A 17942-nucleotide genomic window follows, 5' to 3' on the forward strand; every position below is an offset into this window, starting at 1 on the left:
AAAATACATGTCTTATCAATGCTTAATTGTCCGCTCAAAAGCGGATTGGGATTATTATGTAAAGCGCGCTCATAATTATGAAGTATACCATACATGGTATTATCACTCATTAAATCTGGAAGGGGAACCCGTCCTTTTCATATATGAGGAAGAGAATCTGTTTATAGCTTTTCCATTGATCAAAAGAAAGATAACAGGTTCGTCTCACTATGATATGACTTCCGTTTACGGGTATGCCGGACCAATCTCAAATGTCGATTTCAAGGATATTTCTCAATCAACAATTCAAGATTTTAAGGTCGAATTTAGTCGCTTCCTGGAAGCTGAACAATGTGTTTCAGCCTTCACAAGACTGTATCCATTTCTTAATCAGCAATATTTGCTTGAGCATATAGGTGGAGTTTATCCTAATGGCAGCACGATTTACATGGATTTATCCTTAAGTATTGAGGAACAAAGATCTCGCTACGACAAAAGATTAAAAAGACAGATAAAGAAGCTTCGTGAAATGGGATATGTCATTAAAAATGCTGTTGATGAAAGTGAAATAGCAGAATTTACACGAATGTACCATAAAAACATGGATCGCTTGGGGGCAAATAAAAGCTATTATTTTGATGAAAAATATTTTACAGGATTGTTGAATAGTAATGAGTTTGAAAATGAACTCGTTCTTATCTATGATGGTTCTGAAATGATCTGTGGCGCATTAATTCTGGTTTCCGGAAATGTGGTAAGAAACCATCTATCTGCAACTTCTGAGAAGTATTTAAAGGAATCTCCAAGTAAATTATTAACAGATGAAATCAGCTTAATTGGCAGAAGGTTAGGTAAAAAGATTTTCCATTTGGGTGGAGGAGTAGGAGGAAAAGAAGATTCATTATTTCAGTTTAAAAGCTACTTTTCAGATCTAAGAATCAATGATAGAATCTGGTGCTACGTAAGTGACCAGCACATCTATAATGAATTACTTCACAAAAATGGTTTCGAAATAAACCAGAAGTCTACTTATTTCCCTGCATACAGACAAACTAAAGCGTAACAAATAAATTTATTCAAAATGAAGAACAAATTTGACTATTCAGAAGCTGACATCACAATATTTGATAAAGTGATCAGCGAATATGGCTGGATCATTTATGAAAATGCGTTAAGCAATGAATTGGTTAATGAAATCAATGATTCTTTAGCCCCGGCATACGAGGTACGACATAAAATACAGGAAGCCAATGGTATTGCGCTAAATATGGATGGGACATTACACCATCTTGTTGAACGCGATTTGTTTACGCTGAAATTTTTGGAGCAAAAGTACGCTCATGAACAAATCCTGCATTTCCTAAAAGGTAATTACATTCTCAATTCATTGGGAGCCGTAATTAATGTGAAAAATGCAATGCCGTATGTTCAGAATGTTCATAGAGATATAAGAACTTTCACAGGATCATTTAAGCTGATGGTCCAAATGATGGTGATTCTTGATGATTTTACTTTAGATAATGGTGCAACCTATTTATTGACAGGCTCTCACAAGGAGGATAAAAAGCCTGATGATCAATACTTTTATGATTATGCTGATAGAGCCGTAGCAAAAAAAGGAAGTATCGTTCTATTCGATGCTAACTTGTGGCATGCCGCGGGTAAAAATTATACTGATAAGCCAAGAAGGGCATTAACTATGGCCTATACAAAACCATTTATGAAGCAACAGTTGGATTACCCAAGGTTGTTAGGTTATGACTTTGGAGAACAACTTGACGATCATTTAAGACAAGTGATTGGCTACAATGCAAGGATCCCTGCTGATCTGCAGGAGTATTATCAACCAGTACATAAAAGAATGTACCAGAGAGGACAAGAATAGTTAAATATCCCGTTAATCTATTTTTAAAATGCAAAATCAATACTCAAACAAAATGAAATCTATTGGGGGATATTTAGAATTGCAACTACCTAAAGGGGAAGAGTTTTATCCTTCGTTATTAAAATTAAATACCGGTAGAAATGCATTTGAATATATACTGAAAGTAAAACGCTATAAATTAGTTCATATACCATACTATACCTGTGAGGTAATGTTAGAGCCCCTTAAGAAACTGGGGATTCATTTTCAATATTATACTATCGACGAACAAATGGACCCTGTTCTTGATTTTGAAGTGGGGCCCGAGGATTGCCTTCTTTATACAAATTATTTTGGTTTAAAACAGGAAACAGTTATCAGGTTAAGTAAACAGTTTGATAATCTAATAGTAGATAATTCTCAAGCTTTTTTTTCCGAACCCTTAGAAGGTGTTGATACTTTCTATTCTTGTCGTAAATTCTTTGGCGTACCTGATGGAGCATATCTTCAATGTACCAGCGATGTAAGGCTAAAACTGGAAAAGGATATTTCTTTTGATAGATTTTCCCATCTGATAAAAAGCATAGATGCGGGAATTGAAAGTGGGTATGAAGATTTTATTGTCAATAATATTGTTCTTTCTAATAACCCGATACGAAGAATGTCATCATTGTCTCAAAGAATACTGTCGGGGATAGATTACAAAGTTTGCAAATACCGAAGAAATTCTAATTTCATGTATCTCCATGATTTTTTGGAAAGCTATAATGATTATTCATTTGATGCTTCTTCTGTGAATGGACCTTTAGTTTATCCGCTGTTAATTTCTTCTACCGAGATTAAGAATAAGCTTCTCGATAAACGCATCTATGTGGCTTCTTATTGGCCAAATGTATTAGAATGGACCACAAAAAAGATGTATGAATACTATTTGACAACACATCTTATTGCATTACCGATAGATCATCGTTATACGCATTCTGATATGAAACGACTGCTTAATGTTTTAAAAACAATATTATGAGTGAAAACATCTATTTAAGGCCCTTGGTATTAGAGGATGCTAAAACATCCTATAGATGGCGGAATAATCCCGCCTTATGGAAGTATACGTTCTTTCGTCCTTCTGAGCCCATAACATTAGAAGTGGAAACAGAATGGCTTAATAACACACTCGGGAGAACTGATCAAAAAAGGTTTGCGATATGCTTAACAAAAACCGGAAAATATATAGGTAATGTTCAATTGATCGATATAACAGATGGTCAGGCCGAATTTCATCTTTTTATCGGGGAACAGGATTACTGGGGCAAAGGTATTGGCGTAAAAGCAACAAAGCTTATTCTTGACTATGGATTTTTTACACTAAATCTTAATAATATGAGACTTGATGTAAGTATTGAAAATGAAGCTGCTATTAAAATTTATGAAAAACAAGGCTTTGTTGAGGTAAGTAGAGCCGGCGATTATCTGCTAATGAAAATAACGAAAGATGATTATTTACATAAAAATAAATTATCTGGCAAACAGTATGTTCTTAAGCTTGAGCAGGAAACTGAATGGAAAGATCTGGTAAAAAGAGCCTTGAATTATGATTTTTATCATTCGTGGATTTATCATTCATTAGACAATAGTTCTGGAGTCCCTATGCTATTTGTTTATGAAGAAGGTGATGATTTTATAGGTATTCCATTGCTGAAAAGGGAAATTGAAGATACTGAATATTTTGATATGAGTTCTGTATATGGGTATAGCGGCCCAATTTCTAATAAAGCCTTTCACAAACTATCTTCCCACTTTGTAGATAATTTTAGAACCAATTTTTTGGATTTTTTAAAGGATGAAAAGATTGTAACGGTATTCTCCAGGTTAAATCCATTCTTTAACCAATCGGCAATAATGGAAGATTTTGGAGGGGTGGTAGATAATGGTAAAGTGGTGGTGTTTGACCTTACGACGTCTCTTGAAGAGCAAAGAAGTGCTTATCAGGAAAGGGTTTTAAGAAAGATTAAGCATCTTAAAAAATTGGGCTATTATGTTAAAGAAGCTAATTCGAAGGAGGATGTGAAAATTTTTACTTCAATCTATACACTAAACATGCTTCGTGTTGATGCAACGGCTACATACTACTTTGATCAGGCATATTTTGAAGCTTTACTTGATTCAGATGAATTTGATGCAAGATTAATATTTGTATATGATCATAATGACTATCCAGTATGTGGTGCAATCGTCGTAATCACTAATGACATAATGGAAGCTCATTTATTAGGTACAAGGGAGGAGTATCTGGCAAATTCTCCTGCTAAGCTGTTAACAGAAGAGATCACTATTATTGGAAGAAAATTAGGTGTAAAATATTACAATCTTGGTGGTGGGGTTGGCTTTAAAGAAGATTCCTTATTCAGGTGGAAGGCAAACTTCTCCAATCTTACTTTTAATTACAGAAGCTGGCGTTTTGTTGTCAATCAGGATGTTTATCAAAACCTACTAGCTAAACAGTCAGTTGAGCTTGATACTGAAGTCGATTTTTTTCCGCTCTATCGCTTGCAAGCCAACAAAGCTTAACTATTCTCTATTTTAACGTTTAATATCATGAAAAAGATTCTGTTTTGTGAAAAAATCTACTCTAGATGGCTCATTCTGCTAATTGATCAGCTGATCATAATATTTGCTCTTGGAGCTTCTTTAATGATTATCCAAAAAGCTGATTTTAATGAAGCCCTTAGCAATAAATCTCTTCTCTGCTTGATTGTTTATGATGTAATTGCTTTGGGAGTTTTTGTCAGCATGCGGATACATACTGGGATTATAAGGTATTCAAGTGTAGACGATATTTTTCGGGTATTTAAAGCAGTTTTATTAGCTAGTCTATTGTTTGGTGGGATAAACTACTTGTTTTTGTCACCGAACAAGTGGTTTGTTTCTATGCTCATTGTAAATTTCTTTATCTCGGCTTCCATGCTAATTGCATTAAGGATTATCGTGAAGCAATTGTTCCATTACTTAAAAGATTTGGAAGTGGTAGTTAAAGAGGTATTGCTAATTTATGGAGCAGATAGATCTTCGTTGTTAATTAAGCAGGGGCTAGATTCGTCATTAGAAAAGAATTTCGAAATTTTAGGTTTTATAGATGACAATCCAGACAAACGAAACAAACATATTGAGCAAAAGCGGGTTTTTGGCTCTGCATCAATTCCATTTCTAAAAAATAAGTACGGTGTAGAGAAAATGATTGTCATGGAAGATTGTCCAGATATTGAAGGCAGAAAACTTGCTATCGATAAATGTATGGAGTGTGGGATAAGGGTTATTTCTGTTCCTGCCTCAAACTACTGGCTCAAAGGAAAATTAAAACTGAGTCAACTTCCTGATCTAAAAATAGAAGATCTGTTACAGCGCGAACCTATCCACATGGAGGGAGAAAATGTCAAATGTGAACTTAAAGGTAAGCGGGTTTTGATTACTGGTGCTGCCGGATCAATCGGGTCTGAAATTGTTCGGCAGGTGTTGAAATGTCATCCTCAGTTAATCATATTATGTGATCAGGCAGAAACACCTCTGCATGAGATGCAACTTGAAATTGAAGATAAATTTAAAGCCAACAATTGTGAATTGTTTATAGTGAATATACAGAATTACAGTAGGCTTAAAAATTTGTTTGAAACCTATAGACCTGAAATAATTTTCCATGCAGCAGCATTAAAGCATGTGCCGATGATGGAACATAATCCTTCGGAAGCAGTATTGACTAACGTATTTGGTACTAAAAATCTGGCTGATCTGGCTATTGATTATGAAGTAGAGAAATTCATAATGATATCAACAGATAAAGCAGTTAGACCTACTAATGTTATGGGAGCATCAAAAAGGATTGCTGAAATCTATATCCAGTCCCTACAAAACTATCAAACTGATTTAGTTCACAGAACACGATTTATTACAACAAGGTTTGGGAATGTACTGGGGTCAAATGGGTCAGTTGTTCCACGTTTTAGGGCGCAAATCGAAATGGGAGGACCCGTAACAGTAACAGACCCAGGCATCACAAGATATTTTATGACAATTCCTGAAGCAGTACAATTAGTGCTGGAGGCATCTGCAATGGGGAAAGGTGGGGAAATTTTTATTTTCGACATGGGTGAACCAATTAAAATTTTGAATCTGGCTATAAATATGATCAAGTTAGCTGGGTTTACACCTTACACTGATATTAAGATTTGCTTTACTGGATTAAGACCCGGGGAGAAACTGTATGAAGAACTATTGAATGAAACAGAGAAAGTAGCGCCTACGTACCACGAGAAAATTAAAATATCAAATGTAATATATTATCCATACGTCTATGTAAAACGTAAAATAGATGAGTTGCTGGCGCTGAGCCGATTGAATGATGACAATGAAATGGTTCGAAAAATGAAAGAAATTGTTCCTGAGTATGTCAGTGCAAATTCTAATTTTCAAAACATGGACGTTGTAAATGAAAGAACTGGAGATCTAATGGACGTTAGTGTGCAACCAGGCTTGTAAGTTAAGTAGTACTGCTTTTAATACATCTGTATATCTGCCTAAGAAATATGTGAAAAGATAAAAGCAAATTTATATGGGATCAAATTTTAATGAGTTTTCCATTATGCAGTCTCGTGCAGAGATTAGTTTATGGTCTTATTGGGACATAGATTTAATATGCCGTTTTGCAAATAAGGAGTTTTTTAAATGGTGGGCAAAAGCCCCAGAAGAGTTGTTAGGCATTGTAAGTCTAAGAGTTTTGCTAAATGGTAGTTACCATGAGCATCACCTGCCATATGTAAACAAAGTCCTTGATGGTCAGTTGCAGAAATATCAATCCGAAATAAAAACGATCACAGGTGAAAAATGTCCGGTCACAATAATCTATTATCCTGATATCGAGAATGGGAACGTAATCGGTTTTTTTGCCAATATTTACAACAAGGACTTATCACGGATTGAGGGAGGTAGTATCTTAAGTGATAAATTCCGTAACAATCCTGAACCGGGTTCAGGACATGATCTTACCGCAAATAAAAGTCACCAGATTGCTGATTATCTTGGAACAGTAATCCTTTCAGGATTTCCGACGGTAGAGCAGCTTTCAATTCATCATAATATTTCTGTTTCAAAACTGATGCGCGATTTTAAAGCGACTTATCAAACCAGCCCATATCTCTATTACAGAAGATTACAAATGGAATTTGCTGAGCAATACATAAGTAGAACAGGGTGCAGTAAGAAACAGATGGCATTTATGCTCGGTTTTTCTAACCCTGCGAATTACACTTTGTGTTATAACAGATACAAGAGAAGTAAGGGCGAAAAAATTGGGAAACGAACTTTCGTTGAAGATATTAATGAAAGAAACAGAATTCTGATAGCCCAATTTCCAATGCCAGTGGCAATGTTTGATGTAGATATGAACTATCTCTTAGCTTCTGAACAATGGATGACAGAATTTGACCTTCATGAAGGGGATCCAGCGGGTTTAAACTTCTTTGACCTTTTTACTGAAGTGGGTTCAGGTCTTGAAGTCTTAAAAGACAGATTTTCCAATGGAACAATAAGCAATTGCGCCGGAACTTACGATTTCAATAACAAAGGGCATATGTTTAAGTGCATTGTAAATCTTTGGCATAATGAATCAGAAAAAATAAGTGGAGTAATCATGTATGTTGCTTCAATATAAGAATGAATGTATAAAATGAGAAGGGTCTTTATCATAATAGAGGCCCTTTTTTGTTTTTTATGCTATAGCCCAATGGCTTTTTGAAGTATTTTAAAATATATAAGCCTAAGTAGAAACATGGTTAGGATAAAAATCTTTAAATTGCACCATTAGAAAATCGAATTGATGAAAACATATATTTTACTAGTATTATTTGTGTTGGGCCTTAGTACTTTTGCAAGTGCACAAAAGAAGATGCCAACAGCTCAAGAATTAACAGTTAAGAATATTGACGAATTAAATGAACGTGTAGCTCTGAGTCCAACTCAAAAAAGCGTGATCTATAATTACGTGTTTGATATGTATCGTCAGCAACTTGAGCTTGTAAAAAAACAACAGGCTGGAACCTCTAAAGAGGATGATGTTACAAAATTTTACAAGTTTCAAAATGAAACAAATGATAACATCAAAAACATTCTAAAGGGCGATCAAATTGCAGAATTCGATAAATTACAAGAAGAACGTCTTAATGGCGATAATAAAAAGAAAAAAGGAAAGAAAGCGAAAAATAAAGACGAAGATCAGGTAACGGGTATTTCTGGATTGAAATCACAGAATTAAAGTTGACTTGATTTTTTTAATGCTGGTTGTTTGTGATTTAAGATGACGATATCAGTTATTTATTTGAAATGTGAGTTATCTTTTATATCTTATGGTGAAATAATTTATCGGCTGATAGCCAACCCTAGATGCGATTTTTCAGTTTAATCCTGTTGTTGTCATTTTCCTTATGTTCTGTGGCTAGAGAGGATACAATCCGGCTTGAACAACAGGGTTATACTAATATTGGTAAACAAATATTATATCACGAGGATCCATCAAATAGTTTAACTCTTGATGAAATAAAAGCGCTATACCATGATGGTAAGTTCATCCCATCTCAGAAAGCCGTTCTTAATTTTGGCAACACCAAATCAACCTTTTGGATAAGAATAGTTTATCAGGACAATACGGGTTCTGGCGGCTTTGTTGTTGTTGATGCCCCCAATTTGGAATATGTTGACTATTACATTGTTGGCGGGAACGGCAGTGCTAAATTGATACGCGCTGGTAGTCTTAGGGCTAAAACAGAGGGCGTAATTGCAAATAATAACTTTATCTTTTCTCTCCCGGAGCCAGTCAAAGCAAATGATATTAAGGAAATTTATCTACGGGTAAAAACAAATAACTTCATGTTATTGCCTATAAAGGTAGTAACTCATCAAACTTATATTTCCGGTTCTTCATGGAAAGAGCATCTCGAATCCATTTACATTGGAGTTCTAATAACTTTATTGCTATTTAACATCTTTTTGTATATCAGTCTGCATGAAAGAATGTATCTCTTTTATGGGTTATACCTTCTTGCAGGTTTTGTATATCTGGTACTGTACTTAAGGGGGTATGGGTATCTGGCTGGATATGATTTCAGGTTGATTATAAATAAGTATCCCCATGTATTTTTAGCGCTGTCGTCAATGTCAGGTATCTTGTTTTCATGGAAATTCCTGAATTTACAAGTATTGATACCTCGAATTAAGCCTGTGTACTACATAATGATGGGACTTGGATTGGTCTTGATGGTTGTGAGCCTACTTGGTTACAAAAGCACTGCAGCTTCAATGATTCAGTACACTACAGTTTTTATTTCGATAGGATTAGGTATTGCAGGGATTGCATCATGGAGATACGGGCATAGGCCGGCCAAATTTTATATGCTTGCATGGTTCTTTAGAGTTTTTGGGGTTATCTTAGTAAACTTGAATTTAATTGGGATATTGGAGGTGAGAGATTATACATTTGAGATTTTTCCTATCACGACTACAATAGAAATGTTGCTGTTGGCTTTTGCTCTAGGAGATCGTTATAGCATGTTAATTAGCAGTGAACGTAACGCGCGCGAGAGAATTATGCAGCTCGTACAAACCCACAATCAGCGATTGGAATATGTTGTAGAAGAACGAACATTAAAATTAAGTGAAACAATAGTCGAACTAGAGTCTTCTAATAGAGTAAAAGATAAATTATTCTCCATTGTAGCACATGATTTAAGAACCCCTTTTAATAGCTTGCAAAGTATATTTTCATTAAAAGATATGGGAGTGCTGAACTATGATGAGCTTGATATGCTACTCAACGCGAATCGTAAAAATATAGATCAGATGAGGTTAACCCTAGATAATCTATTGTTTTGGGCTAAAGATCAAATGAAACAGGTAAGTGTCCAATTTACAGAGTTTGATCTCAAAAAACTCTCAGAGGTATTGATGTTGGTGTATGAGCCCATAGCACACTCAAAGAATATTAAGCTAGAGCTTAATGCAATAGGAGAAAACATCGTGTATGCAGATGAAAATCAGGTAAAACTCGTGCTAAGAAATTTGTTAGATAATGCCGTAAAGTTCTCCCCTGAAGACAATAAAATCTCTATAAACCTTGTTCGTCAGGCGAAAGGATTAAGGGTGGCAGTTCACAATGTAGTTTTAAATATTGCCGAAGCAAAAATTGCTATTGAAAGGGGAGACGACAATAAGCCTAAAGCAAATGGAGATGAGCTGGGCACAGGCCTTGGTCTTCAGTTGTGCAGAGAATATACAAAGGCTAACGGAAGTGAATTGCGACAAACTGTAGTGGGGAATGGAATAGAATTGTACTTCTTTTTATCTGGTAGTTCAAACACTCCAGCTGCCTGATTTTAAAGTCAGTATGGTAATTCTTTTCACAATTAGTCGTTCCCATTCCTCATAAATCTTCACAAAATATTTTCATCAAATTAAGTATCATTACTCTTAGTATGTAAGGGGCGTTTTTTGCTATTTATTATAATTTGGTACTATAACTGAACTGTTTATAATCATATAAATACTCCTATGAAAAATCCTCGTAGACATATCAAGTCTCGTTTTTTGAATGAGAATATAGATTTAGAAGAATATAAAGAACAGCTACGTTCTATCAGATTAGCGATAGCTATCAGGAACGTATTGGACTTACGTAACATATCCGTAGCTGAGTTTGCAGCAATAATGGGTAAAGATAGATCTACAATAAATAAATGGTTAAGTGGAACCTATTGCTTCAGTTTAAGTACATTATATGAAATCACTGAAGGACTAGGTATTTTATAACTAACTCTTCAGCGATTTCGCTACTTAAAACTTTAATAGATTAAGATTAACTGCCAGTACATTAAGTTTTTTTATCTGATCATTGTTCCAAATTAAACGCCTTAAATCAGATTTATCTATCATGTCATGATAGTAATTAATTCCCTCAATAAGCTGAGTACAGAATTTAGTGAGGTATTGAGTTTTCTTTAGACTTGATTTATCCATTTGTGAATTGGAATCCCCAGACTGTAAATTCAACCCAGAAATAAATGTTTCTATTTCCTTTTTAAGATAACTGACATAAAGCCCAAGTTCTTTAATGAATACATTGGGCCTATCAATATCTTTCAGCAAATTATTCCGACCATATATATGACCTACCATTTCATTCAAGGTGTATTCTTTGGAGAAATAGGCAATATTTGGTCCTGGACAAATACTTACAGCTTTATTTTCCCTTTGTTTAAGTATGTCTGTTTTGAGGTAGGCAGAAGAACACAGACCTTCACACAGACAAACTTTTTCAGTAATTAAATCCGTTTTGTTCTTTAGGTCGTCAGGCTGGAGATTTAAGGCCTTTAATTGCGCTAATTTAAGATTTTGATACTGTCGTGACGCTGTGCATATAGGTTCTACAGTAAATTCTGTATTGCTACATAGATACTTTTTAGAGCATGGACTTCCCGGGCGATTTTTAGCAATCCTTTCCAGTCTTTGTAATTCTGCACTGCTTTTCCTGAAATTGTTAAATGGAACACCCAGAGGAGATGAATTACTAAGATAGAAGTCATTTTCAGAAGAACTGCTAAGATCATTTAATGTTTGTTCGTCTACATTTGTTGCTTCAGGCACTAAAAGGAATGGACTTCCCCAGCCTGTGGCATCAAGCTGGTAATAATTAATTAGGTATTGATGTTCATCTGCTGTACCTATTCCCCCTTGGTAGGTAACCCGTTGCTTTGGCTTCCAATTGGAATCAAAATTAATTTCCTTTATCCGATATATGTCTGAGCATATTTTGAACAGCTCAGTATATAATTCTGACCTTTTCTCTTTAAACTCCTGAAGTATCGGCCCCATAAGTAGCCCGTCAGTGGCAAAAGCATGGCCACCGCAATTCAAACCTGATTCAATTCTGAATTCGGATACCCAAAGTCCTTTCTTAGCTAATACTTTAGCCTGGATAATTGCGGATCGATAATCACTCACCTTTAGTATGATTTGTTTTGGAAATTCACCTTTATCATTTGGGAAAAAGTCGGTAAAGATTTCCATGTAGCCGTATAATCTCTGGTTCAAACCAGCCGAAATAGTTACGGCTGAGTTAAGCGTGCTTTTTGCAAAACCCCGCAAGGCCGCCAATGCGTCAGTATTTTCATCTCCCAGGTATATTCCATCATGATAATTTGCTTTATCCACTTTCGACATTATGTTGACATCGATTTTACCTGCTACAATGCTATCTTTTAGTTCGAGCTCAAATTTCTTTTTTTGATCACCAAAGGTTAATTGTTGCATTAATCTGAATTTCAATTTTAATGCAGAGGTTTCAGGGAGTAGCTCAAAGTACTTGTTTAAATCGTTACCTTCTTCAAAATCCAGCGTCTTAAGGTCATCAATTTGCTTGTTTATTAGTTTATTCAATAGATTCAAATAAGCTGTAATTCTTATTGACCGGCTATCCGGAGAATTCTTAGTGATAAAATGATAGGGCTCGTTGTTTATTTGTGCATGATATTTTCTCATTCGTTCAGTAAGTTCGTCGTCAACAATAGAAATGACAGAAGATATACCGTATTTGGCAACTTTTAAAGGGGTATCAATAGAATAACCTAATCCAAGAACAGGAATGTGGAAAGTGTGTAGCATGAGTAACTGTTTTATTTAGCAAAGAGAATTATATTAGCATTTGTAAAATATGATGATGGTCACTGTTTGCAGTGATTTAGGTTATATCGAGCCTAATCGTGTTTTTATTACATTTGAACAAAGTAAAACTATGGATGGAGTTAAATTACTCAAAGCAATTATTGAAACTGCAATTGATGGGATTCTTACTATTGATAACAGAGGGGTAGTAGAAAGTCTTAATCCTGCTGCATTAAAACTTTTTGGCTATTCTGCAGAGGAAGTTATAGGTCGGAATATCTCTATGTTGATGCCAGAACCTGATAAAAGTGGTCATGATGGGTATCTTCTTCGTTATCAAAGCACTGGTGAAAGACGGATCATCGGAAAAGGGAGAGAAGTTAGGGGATTACGTAAGGATGGAACAACATTTCCTTTTCGTTTGGCAGTAAGTGAAGTGCATTATGACCATAGAACTATTTACACTGGATTTATTCATGATTTATCAAAAGAGAAAGAAGCTGAACAACGCTTAAAAGAGTACGCAGCTGAGCTTGAAAATCTAGTAGATGAGCGTACAAGATCATTAAAAGAGCTGGTTCTGGCTTTGAGTGTTGCAAAAGAAGAGGTCAGTACATCTTTAGAAAAGGAAAAAGAACTAAATCAGATGAAAAGTCGATTCGTTTCTATGGCATCTCATGAATTTAGAACTCCTTTAAGCTCCATTCAACTGTCTTCTGTTCTTATTGAGAAATATGCCAGCCCATATGATAACGAGAATATAAGGAAACACGTAGGTAAGATTAAAAATGCAGTAGGAAATTTAACAACTATTTTGAATGATTTTCTCTCTCTTGAACGTCTTGAAGCAGGTAATGTTGAACCTTCTTTCCAAACTTTTGATCTAGTTAAGCTGGCTGAAGAAATCACAGAAGAAATGCAAATGATCGCCAAGGAGGAGCAAAATATTATTTACCAGCACACGGGTTTAAATAGCATGGTTTCTCTTGATCAAAACTTACTTAAGAACTGCATGATCAACTTAATATCGAATGCTATTAAGTATTCAGGCGAGCATACATTTATTGAGTTTAACACAGAAATTACCGATGAATCATGCATCGTAACTATTAATGATAACGGCATAGGGATTCCGGAATTAGATCAAAAGGAGCTTTTTCAACCCTTTTTCCGAGCAAATAATACAGGGAACATTCCTGGTACAGGATTAGGTCTAAATATTGTATTGAGGTATGCAACATTAATGAAAGGAACAGTGGGTTTTACCAGCACACTTGACAAAGGAACAAAGTTTACGTTGTCATTTAATAAATAGAGCTAATGGAGAGAATAAGGATACTTATTATTGAAGATAACAATGATATTAGAGAGAGTACCGCCGAAATTTTAATGCTAGGAAATTACGAAGTATTTCAGGCTATAAATGGTAAAGATGGAGTGGAATTGGCCGTAAAACACTTGCCAGATGTTATTTTATGTGATATAATGATGCCTGAGCTTGACGGCTATGGCGTATTACACCTTTTAAATAAAACACCTGAAACATCAGCAATACCCTTTATTTTTTTAACTGCCAAAACTGAGCGTATTGATATGAGGAAGGGAATGGAAATGGGAGCAGATGACTACCTAACTAAACCATTTGATGATGTAGAGCTGTTAAACGCAATAGAATGCAGGGTAAAGAAAAGAGATTTACAAAAACAGCTATATAGCCAATCTCTCGATAAACTGGATAGCCTTTTTAATAGTAACAGGGGATTAGAAGAACTTGCCAAGTTAATTTCTGAACGAAAGGTTAGGCATATAAAGAAAAAACAGGTTGTTTATTATGAAGGAGATACTGTGAATGGTGTGTATCTCATAGTTTCCGGGAGCATTAAAACTTTTAAAGTAGCGGAGGATGGTAGAGAGCTGTTAACCGGAATATACGGCAAAGATGAATATTTTGGAATTGCTGCATTACTTGCTAATGAAAACTATCAGGAAACCAGTGAAGCAATGGCGGATACATCGCTATGCCTGCTTCCTAAAGATTTTTTAGAGCCTTTGCTTAATAAGTACCCTATAGTTGCAGCGCAGTTTATTAAACTTTTAGCCAACAATGTATTGAATAAAGAAGAACAGTTGCTTCAGTTAGCTTACCATTCAGTAAGAAAACGCATGGCAGAAGTATTGATAAGATTAAGTAATATCAATGAGGCTTCAGCCAAAGGCGTCTTATTAAGTATGTCAAGAGATAATCTTGCTGCAATGGCAGGAATGGCAACAGAAACAGTAAGTAGAATTTTAAGTGACTTTAAGGATGAGGAATTAATTGAACGAAAGGGCAGTCAGATTCTGATCCTCGATCATTTAAGACTACAGACAATGAAAAACTGACGAAGATCACTATTTTGATGTGATCAATCTCATTCTTTAAAAGGAGGCTACCTCTTAATTTTGATAGATAAATTCAAAAGAATGAGAGTTGTAGCATATAGTATTAAGTCAACGGAAAAGGAGCCGTTGGCGATAGCCAATCATAAAAAGCATGATATTACGCTGATTTCCAATTCATTATCGGATGAAACTGTGTTCTATGCGGAAGGTAAAGATGCAGTTGTTGTTTTTACCGATGATAAGGTATCAGCCAAAGTAATTAATAAGTTAGCCAAGCTTGGTATAAGGTATATCGCAACAAGATCAATTGATAGTTCTCATATTGATCAACAAGAAGCTAGCAATCAAAATATTAAGATTGCTAGCGTTCCATCATCAGCTTTAAATGGAATTAATGAAGATGGTCTTCCAATGGCTCTTGCCACAGAAACCATCAATAATCTGGATAAATGGCAAGGACAACGCTGCTTAGGAGATGCATGTATATGTTCTAGGTCATGTGGCCAGAAAATTACGCTAAACGTTAACGCAAAATTTGGTAGAGATGATAAATAGTAGCTCTATAACTGATAAGTATCGCGTTGCAGCACCTCGATATACCAGCTATCCTACAGTGCCATTCTGGGATGAACGAAGCTTTAATGAAGGCAAATGGATTGATAAGCTCATTACTGCCACTAATAACAGTAAAGAAGGGATAAGTCTATACGTCCACTTGCCATACTGCGAAAGCTTATGTACCTATTGTGGTTGCAATACAAGGATTACCAAGAATCATGGCGTCGAAATTCCTTATATTAAAGCAGTTCTAAAAGAATGGACCATATATACCGCTCATCTTGGTATGGTGCCTGTCATAAAAGAAATACACTTGGGTGGAGGAACACCCACTTTCTTCAGTCCTGAAAACCTTGAGCTATTGATTAATGGCCTTGTTGGGCCATCCGGTTTACATGAAGAAGCTGTATTTAGCCTTGAGGCTCATCCCAATAATACCACAGATGAACACCTTGCCCTTTTATACAAACTCGGATTTAAGCGATTGAGCCTAGGTATCCAGGATTTTGATAAAAAAGTGCAGGCAATAATTAATCGAGTACAAACTTATAAATCTGTTGAGTTAATAACTAAAAAGGCAAGGAAATTGGGATATCAGTCAATCAATTATGACCTGATTTATGGGTTGCCACTCCAGACCTTGAACGGCTTAAGTAAAACAATAAAATCTGTACTAAAATTAAAACCTGATAGAATCGCTTTTTATAGCTATGCTCATGTTCCATGGGTAAAGCCAGGTCAACGTAAGTATACTGAAGATCAGTTGCCCTCCGTAGATCTGAAGAAGGGTTTGTATGAAATGGGGAGAGCCCAGCTTATAGAAGGAGGGTATTTTGAAATAGGTATGGACCATTTTTCGTTGAAAACAGATAGTCTTTATAATGCTGAGCGAGAAGGTAAATTGCATAGAAATTTTATGGGCTATACAGAACAACCAAGTAGTGTTTTGATTGGATTAGGGGTCTCTTCTATTAGTGATTGCTGGACTGCCTTTGCTCAAAATGTGAAAAGTGTAGAAGAGTACATAAGTTTAGTAGAAAGCGGAGAATTACCCCTCAGCAAAGGGCATATCCTAAATGAAACAGATCTGGTAATTCGCAAGCACATTTTAAATTTGATGTGTAAAGGACATACATCCTGGAAAAAACCTGAAGAGATGGATGATAAAGTAGAAGATGGTATAAGAAGAATGAAATGGTTAGCTCAAGACGGTCTGGTAATGCTTTCAGATTATGATGTACGCGTTACAGAGTATGGAAAGAAATTTCTCAGGAACATATGTATGGCGTTTGATGCCCGGCTATGGGCAAATGTACCAAGCACTCAGATATTTAGCTTAGCAGATTAAATTATCTGCATTCAATTGTATTGGAATTTGGTTTTTGTGGACTCAAATAGGGGATGTTTAATTCAAGTCCCCTAAATAAAAACCAGAAACCCAGAATTAGCATTGCATAAGGAACAACTTTATTCAGTGTCCTTCTAAAAGTAAAACCAGAAAAACCGACAACAATGGCTGCGCCCAGCATTAGTGGTATTGTTCCTACTCCAAACCAGAACATATAAAATACACCCTGTTTAACGCTATCTGTATTTAATGCTCCCGCCAGCGCCAGATAAACGAATCCGCATGGCAACAAGCCATTTATCATTCCGATTATTAAATGATTTAATTTGTGTTTGAAAGCATAGTTAAATACTTTATTAAATGGACCCAGTATTTTTACCGAAGTTTCCTTAAAAAAAGAGAATTTAAGCAATCTAGAACCGGCAGCGAGTATGATCAATACCCCTGTAAATATACTGATGCCTTGCTGGATTCCGGCCTGCCATATTTGTTTCCCTATTAATCCAACTAATGCGCCTAATAAACAGTACGAAACAATGCGTCCGAATTGATAGAGTAATTTATTCCATAGTAAACTGAGCCATCCTGATTGTCTTAACGGAACCGCAAAAGCTAATGGTCCACACATACCGATGCAATGCAATGAACCTAGTAAGCCGATAAAAAATGCTAATCTTTCGTTGCTCATGGTATTGAAACCTCCTGTTCATTTAAATAAGCATTGCCATTGTTGGCTTTCCATTGCATAATGAACTTCCAGTTTCCTTTCGCTAAATCTTTGGATGCCAGAATCACATTTTTACTGCTGTCACTTTTAAAATTCATCATTCTATCCATGCTTTTTTTTGCCGTACGCATTATTTTTAATGTTCCGGTAGCTTCAGTTTTAAATGTTATAATCAAGTTTTCATTTGATAATGTTATTACTGGCAATGCATTATCCTTTATTACCTGCTCTTTTAATGCGAATTCATGATCATAGTTCAGTCCCTTTTCGTAGTAATCCTGATCAACAAGCGCATCAGTTTCACTCCTAATCATAAGTACAGCCAGTACTACGATGAAAGTCATAAACGACAGCATTCCAATAATTAACTTTGTACCCCAATTCAT

Annotated in this window: 16 protein-coding genes; 13 read left to right on the top strand and 3 right to left on the bottom strand. The window is 35.5% G+C overall.

What is annotated here, in order from left to right:
- Positions 1–7 precede the first annotated feature (7 nt).
- From HQN83_RS00940 to HQN83_RS00985, 9 genes are all read left to right on the top strand, one after another.
- On the top strand, positions 8–1042 hold the full coding sequence (locus HQN83_RS00940; protein WP_173087682.1) for a GNAT family N-acetyltransferase: 1035 nt from the start codon (positions 8–10) through the stop codon (positions 1040–1042).
- A gap of 18 nt (positions 1043–1060) precedes the next feature.
- Positions 1061–1864 carry a phytanoyl-CoA dioxygenase family protein gene (locus HQN83_RS00945; RefSeq protein WP_173087684.1) on the top strand — a complete coding sequence of 268 codons (804 nt, stop codon included), beginning with the start codon at positions 1061–1063 and terminating at the stop codon, positions 1862–1864.
- A 52-nt stretch (positions 1865–1916) separates the two neighbouring features.
- The gene (locus HQN83_RS00950; RefSeq protein ID WP_246254152.1) at positions 1917–2867 is read left to right on the top strand and encodes a hypothetical protein; all 951 of its coding nucleotides are present in this window, start codon (positions 1917–1919) and stop codon (positions 2865–2867) included.
- Complete coding sequence (locus HQN83_RS00960) at positions 2864–4411, top strand: GNAT family N-acetyltransferase (protein WP_246254155.1); 1548 nt, start codon at positions 2864–2866, stop codon at positions 4409–4411. The genes HQN83_RS00950 and HQN83_RS00960 overlap by 4 nt, the downstream gene beginning before the upstream one ends.
- A gap of 27 nt (positions 4412–4438) precedes the next feature.
- Positions 4439–6373 carry a polysaccharide biosynthesis protein gene (locus tag HQN83_RS00965; RefSeq protein ID WP_173087688.1) on the top strand — a complete coding sequence of 645 codons (1935 nt, stop codon included), beginning with the start codon at positions 4439–4441 and terminating at the stop codon, positions 6371–6373.
- Positions 6374–6446: 73 nt separating this feature from the next.
- The gene (locus tag HQN83_RS00970) at positions 6447–7544 is read left to right on the top strand and encodes a helix-turn-helix domain-containing protein (protein ID WP_173087690.1); all 1098 of its coding nucleotides are present in this window, start codon (positions 6447–6449) and stop codon (positions 7542–7544) included.
- Positions 7545–7709: 165 nt separating this feature from the next.
- Positions 7710–8144 (top strand): hypothetical protein, encoded by a 435-nt coding sequence (locus HQN83_RS00975; protein ID WP_173087692.1) that lies wholly within the window; start codon positions 7710–7712, stop codon positions 8142–8144.
- A gap of 176 nt (positions 8145–8320) precedes the next feature.
- On the top strand, positions 8321–10255 hold the full coding sequence (locus HQN83_RS00980; protein ID WP_173087694.1) for a sensor histidine kinase: 1935 nt from the start codon (positions 8321–8323) through the stop codon (positions 10253–10255).
- A gap of 177 nt (positions 10256–10432) precedes the next feature.
- A complete protein-coding gene (locus tag HQN83_RS00985; RefSeq protein WP_173087696.1) occupies positions 10433–10690 on the top strand; it encodes a helix-turn-helix domain-containing protein in 258 nt (85 codons plus the stop codon).
- Between the two features lie 24 nt (positions 10691–10714).
- Here HQN83_RS00985 and HQN83_RS00990 read toward each other — a convergent pair whose 3' ends face one another.
- Complete coding sequence (locus tag HQN83_RS00990; RefSeq protein ID WP_173087698.1) at positions 10715–12541, bottom strand: hypothetical protein; 1827 nt, start codon at positions 12539–12541, stop codon at positions 10715–10717.
- A gap of 130 nt (positions 12542–12671) precedes the next feature.
- Here HQN83_RS00990 and HQN83_RS00995 point away from each other — a divergent pair, with 130 nt between their 5' ends.
- From HQN83_RS00995 to hemN, 4 genes are all read left to right on the top strand, one after another.
- Complete coding sequence (locus HQN83_RS00995; protein WP_173088772.1) at positions 12672–13856, top strand: PAS domain-containing sensor histidine kinase; 1185 nt, start codon at positions 12672–12674, stop codon at positions 13854–13856.
- A gap of 5 nt (positions 13857–13861) precedes the next feature.
- Entirely contained in the window at positions 13862–14923 is a 1062-nt protein-coding gene (locus HQN83_RS01000; protein ID WP_173087700.1) for a response regulator, read from the top strand.
- A gap of 81 nt (positions 14924–15004) precedes the next feature.
- Complete coding sequence (locus HQN83_RS01005) at positions 15005–15478, top strand: Rossmann-fold NAD(P)-binding domain-containing protein (RefSeq protein ID WP_173087703.1); 474 nt, start codon at positions 15005–15007, stop codon at positions 15476–15478.
- Positions 15468–16829, top strand: coding sequence for an oxygen-independent coproporphyrinogen III oxidase (gene hemN, locus HQN83_RS01010; RefSeq protein WP_173087705.1), 1362 nt, complete (start codon positions 15468–15470; stop codon positions 16827–16829). Before HQN83_RS01005 ends, hemN begins: the two co-directional genes overlap by 11 nt.
- 1 nt (position 16830) lies before the next feature.
- Here hemN and HQN83_RS01015 read toward each other — a convergent pair whose 3' ends face one another.
- On the bottom strand, positions 16831–17517 hold the full coding sequence (locus tag HQN83_RS01015; RefSeq protein ID WP_173087707.1) for a sulfite exporter TauE/SafE family protein: 687 nt from the start codon (positions 17515–17517) through the stop codon (positions 16831–16833).
- The gene (locus tag HQN83_RS01020) at positions 17514–17942 is read right to left on the bottom strand and encodes a FixH family protein (RefSeq protein ID WP_173087709.1); all 429 of its coding nucleotides are present in this window, start codon (positions 17940–17942) and stop codon (positions 17514–17516) included. Before HQN83_RS01020 ends, HQN83_RS01015 begins: the two co-directional genes overlap by 4 nt.

Source organism: Pedobacter foliorum (genome assembly GCF_013266735.1).
Lineage (GTDB): Bacteria > Bacteroidota > Bacteroidia > Sphingobacteriales > Sphingobacteriaceae > Pedobacter > Pedobacter foliorum.

Coding starts and splice junctions, on each gene's coding strand:
- HQN83_RS01005 (WP_173087703.1), top strand. CDS start 15,005: ATGAGAGTTGTAGCATATAGTATTAAGTCAACGGAAAAGGAGCCGTTG.
- HQN83_RS00965 (WP_173087688.1), top strand. CDS start 4,439: ATGAAAAAGATTCTGTTTTGTGAAAAAATCTACTCTAGATGGCTCATT.
- HQN83_RS00985 (WP_173087696.1), top strand. CDS start 10,433: ATGAAAAATCCTCGTAGACATATCAAGTCTCGTTTTTTGAATGAGAAT.
- HQN83_RS01020 (WP_173087709.1), bottom strand. CDS start 17,942: ATGAATTGGGGTACAAAGTTAATTATTGGAATGCTGTCGTTTATGACT.
- HQN83_RS00940 (WP_173087682.1), top strand. CDS start 8: ATGTCTTATCAATGCTTAATTGTCCGCTCAAAAGCGGATTGGGATTAT.
- HQN83_RS01000 (WP_173087700.1), top strand. CDS start 13,862: ATGGAGAGAATAAGGATACTTATTATTGAAGATAACAATGATATTAGA.
- HQN83_RS00970 (WP_173087690.1), top strand. CDS start 6,447: ATGGGATCAAATTTTAATGAGTTTTCCATTATGCAGTCTCGTGCAGAG.
- HQN83_RS00995 (WP_173088772.1), top strand. CDS start 12,672: ATGGATGGAGTTAAATTACTCAAAGCAATTATTGAAACTGCAATTGAT.
- HQN83_RS00975 (WP_173087692.1), top strand. CDS start 7,710: ATGAAAACATATATTTTACTAGTATTATTTGTGTTGGGCCTTAGTACT.
- HQN83_RS00960 (WP_246254155.1), top strand. CDS start 2,864: ATGAGTGAAAACATCTATTTAAGGCCCTTGGTATTAGAGGATGCTAAA.
- hemN (WP_173087705.1), top strand. CDS start 15,468: ATGATAAATAGTAGCTCTATAACTGATAAGTATCGCGTTGCAGCACCT.
- HQN83_RS00945 (WP_173087684.1), top strand. CDS start 1,061: ATGAAGAACAAATTTGACTATTCAGAAGCTGACATCACAATATTTGAT.
- HQN83_RS00990 (WP_173087698.1), bottom strand. CDS start 12,541: ATGCTACACACTTTCCACATTCCTGTTCTTGGATTAGGTTATTCTATT.
- HQN83_RS00950 (WP_246254152.1), top strand. CDS start 1,917: ATGAAATCTATTGGGGGATATTTAGAATTGCAACTACCTAAAGGGGAA.
- HQN83_RS01015 (WP_173087707.1), bottom strand. CDS start 17,517: ATGAGCAACGAAAGATTAGCATTTTTTATCGGCTTACTAGGTTCATTG.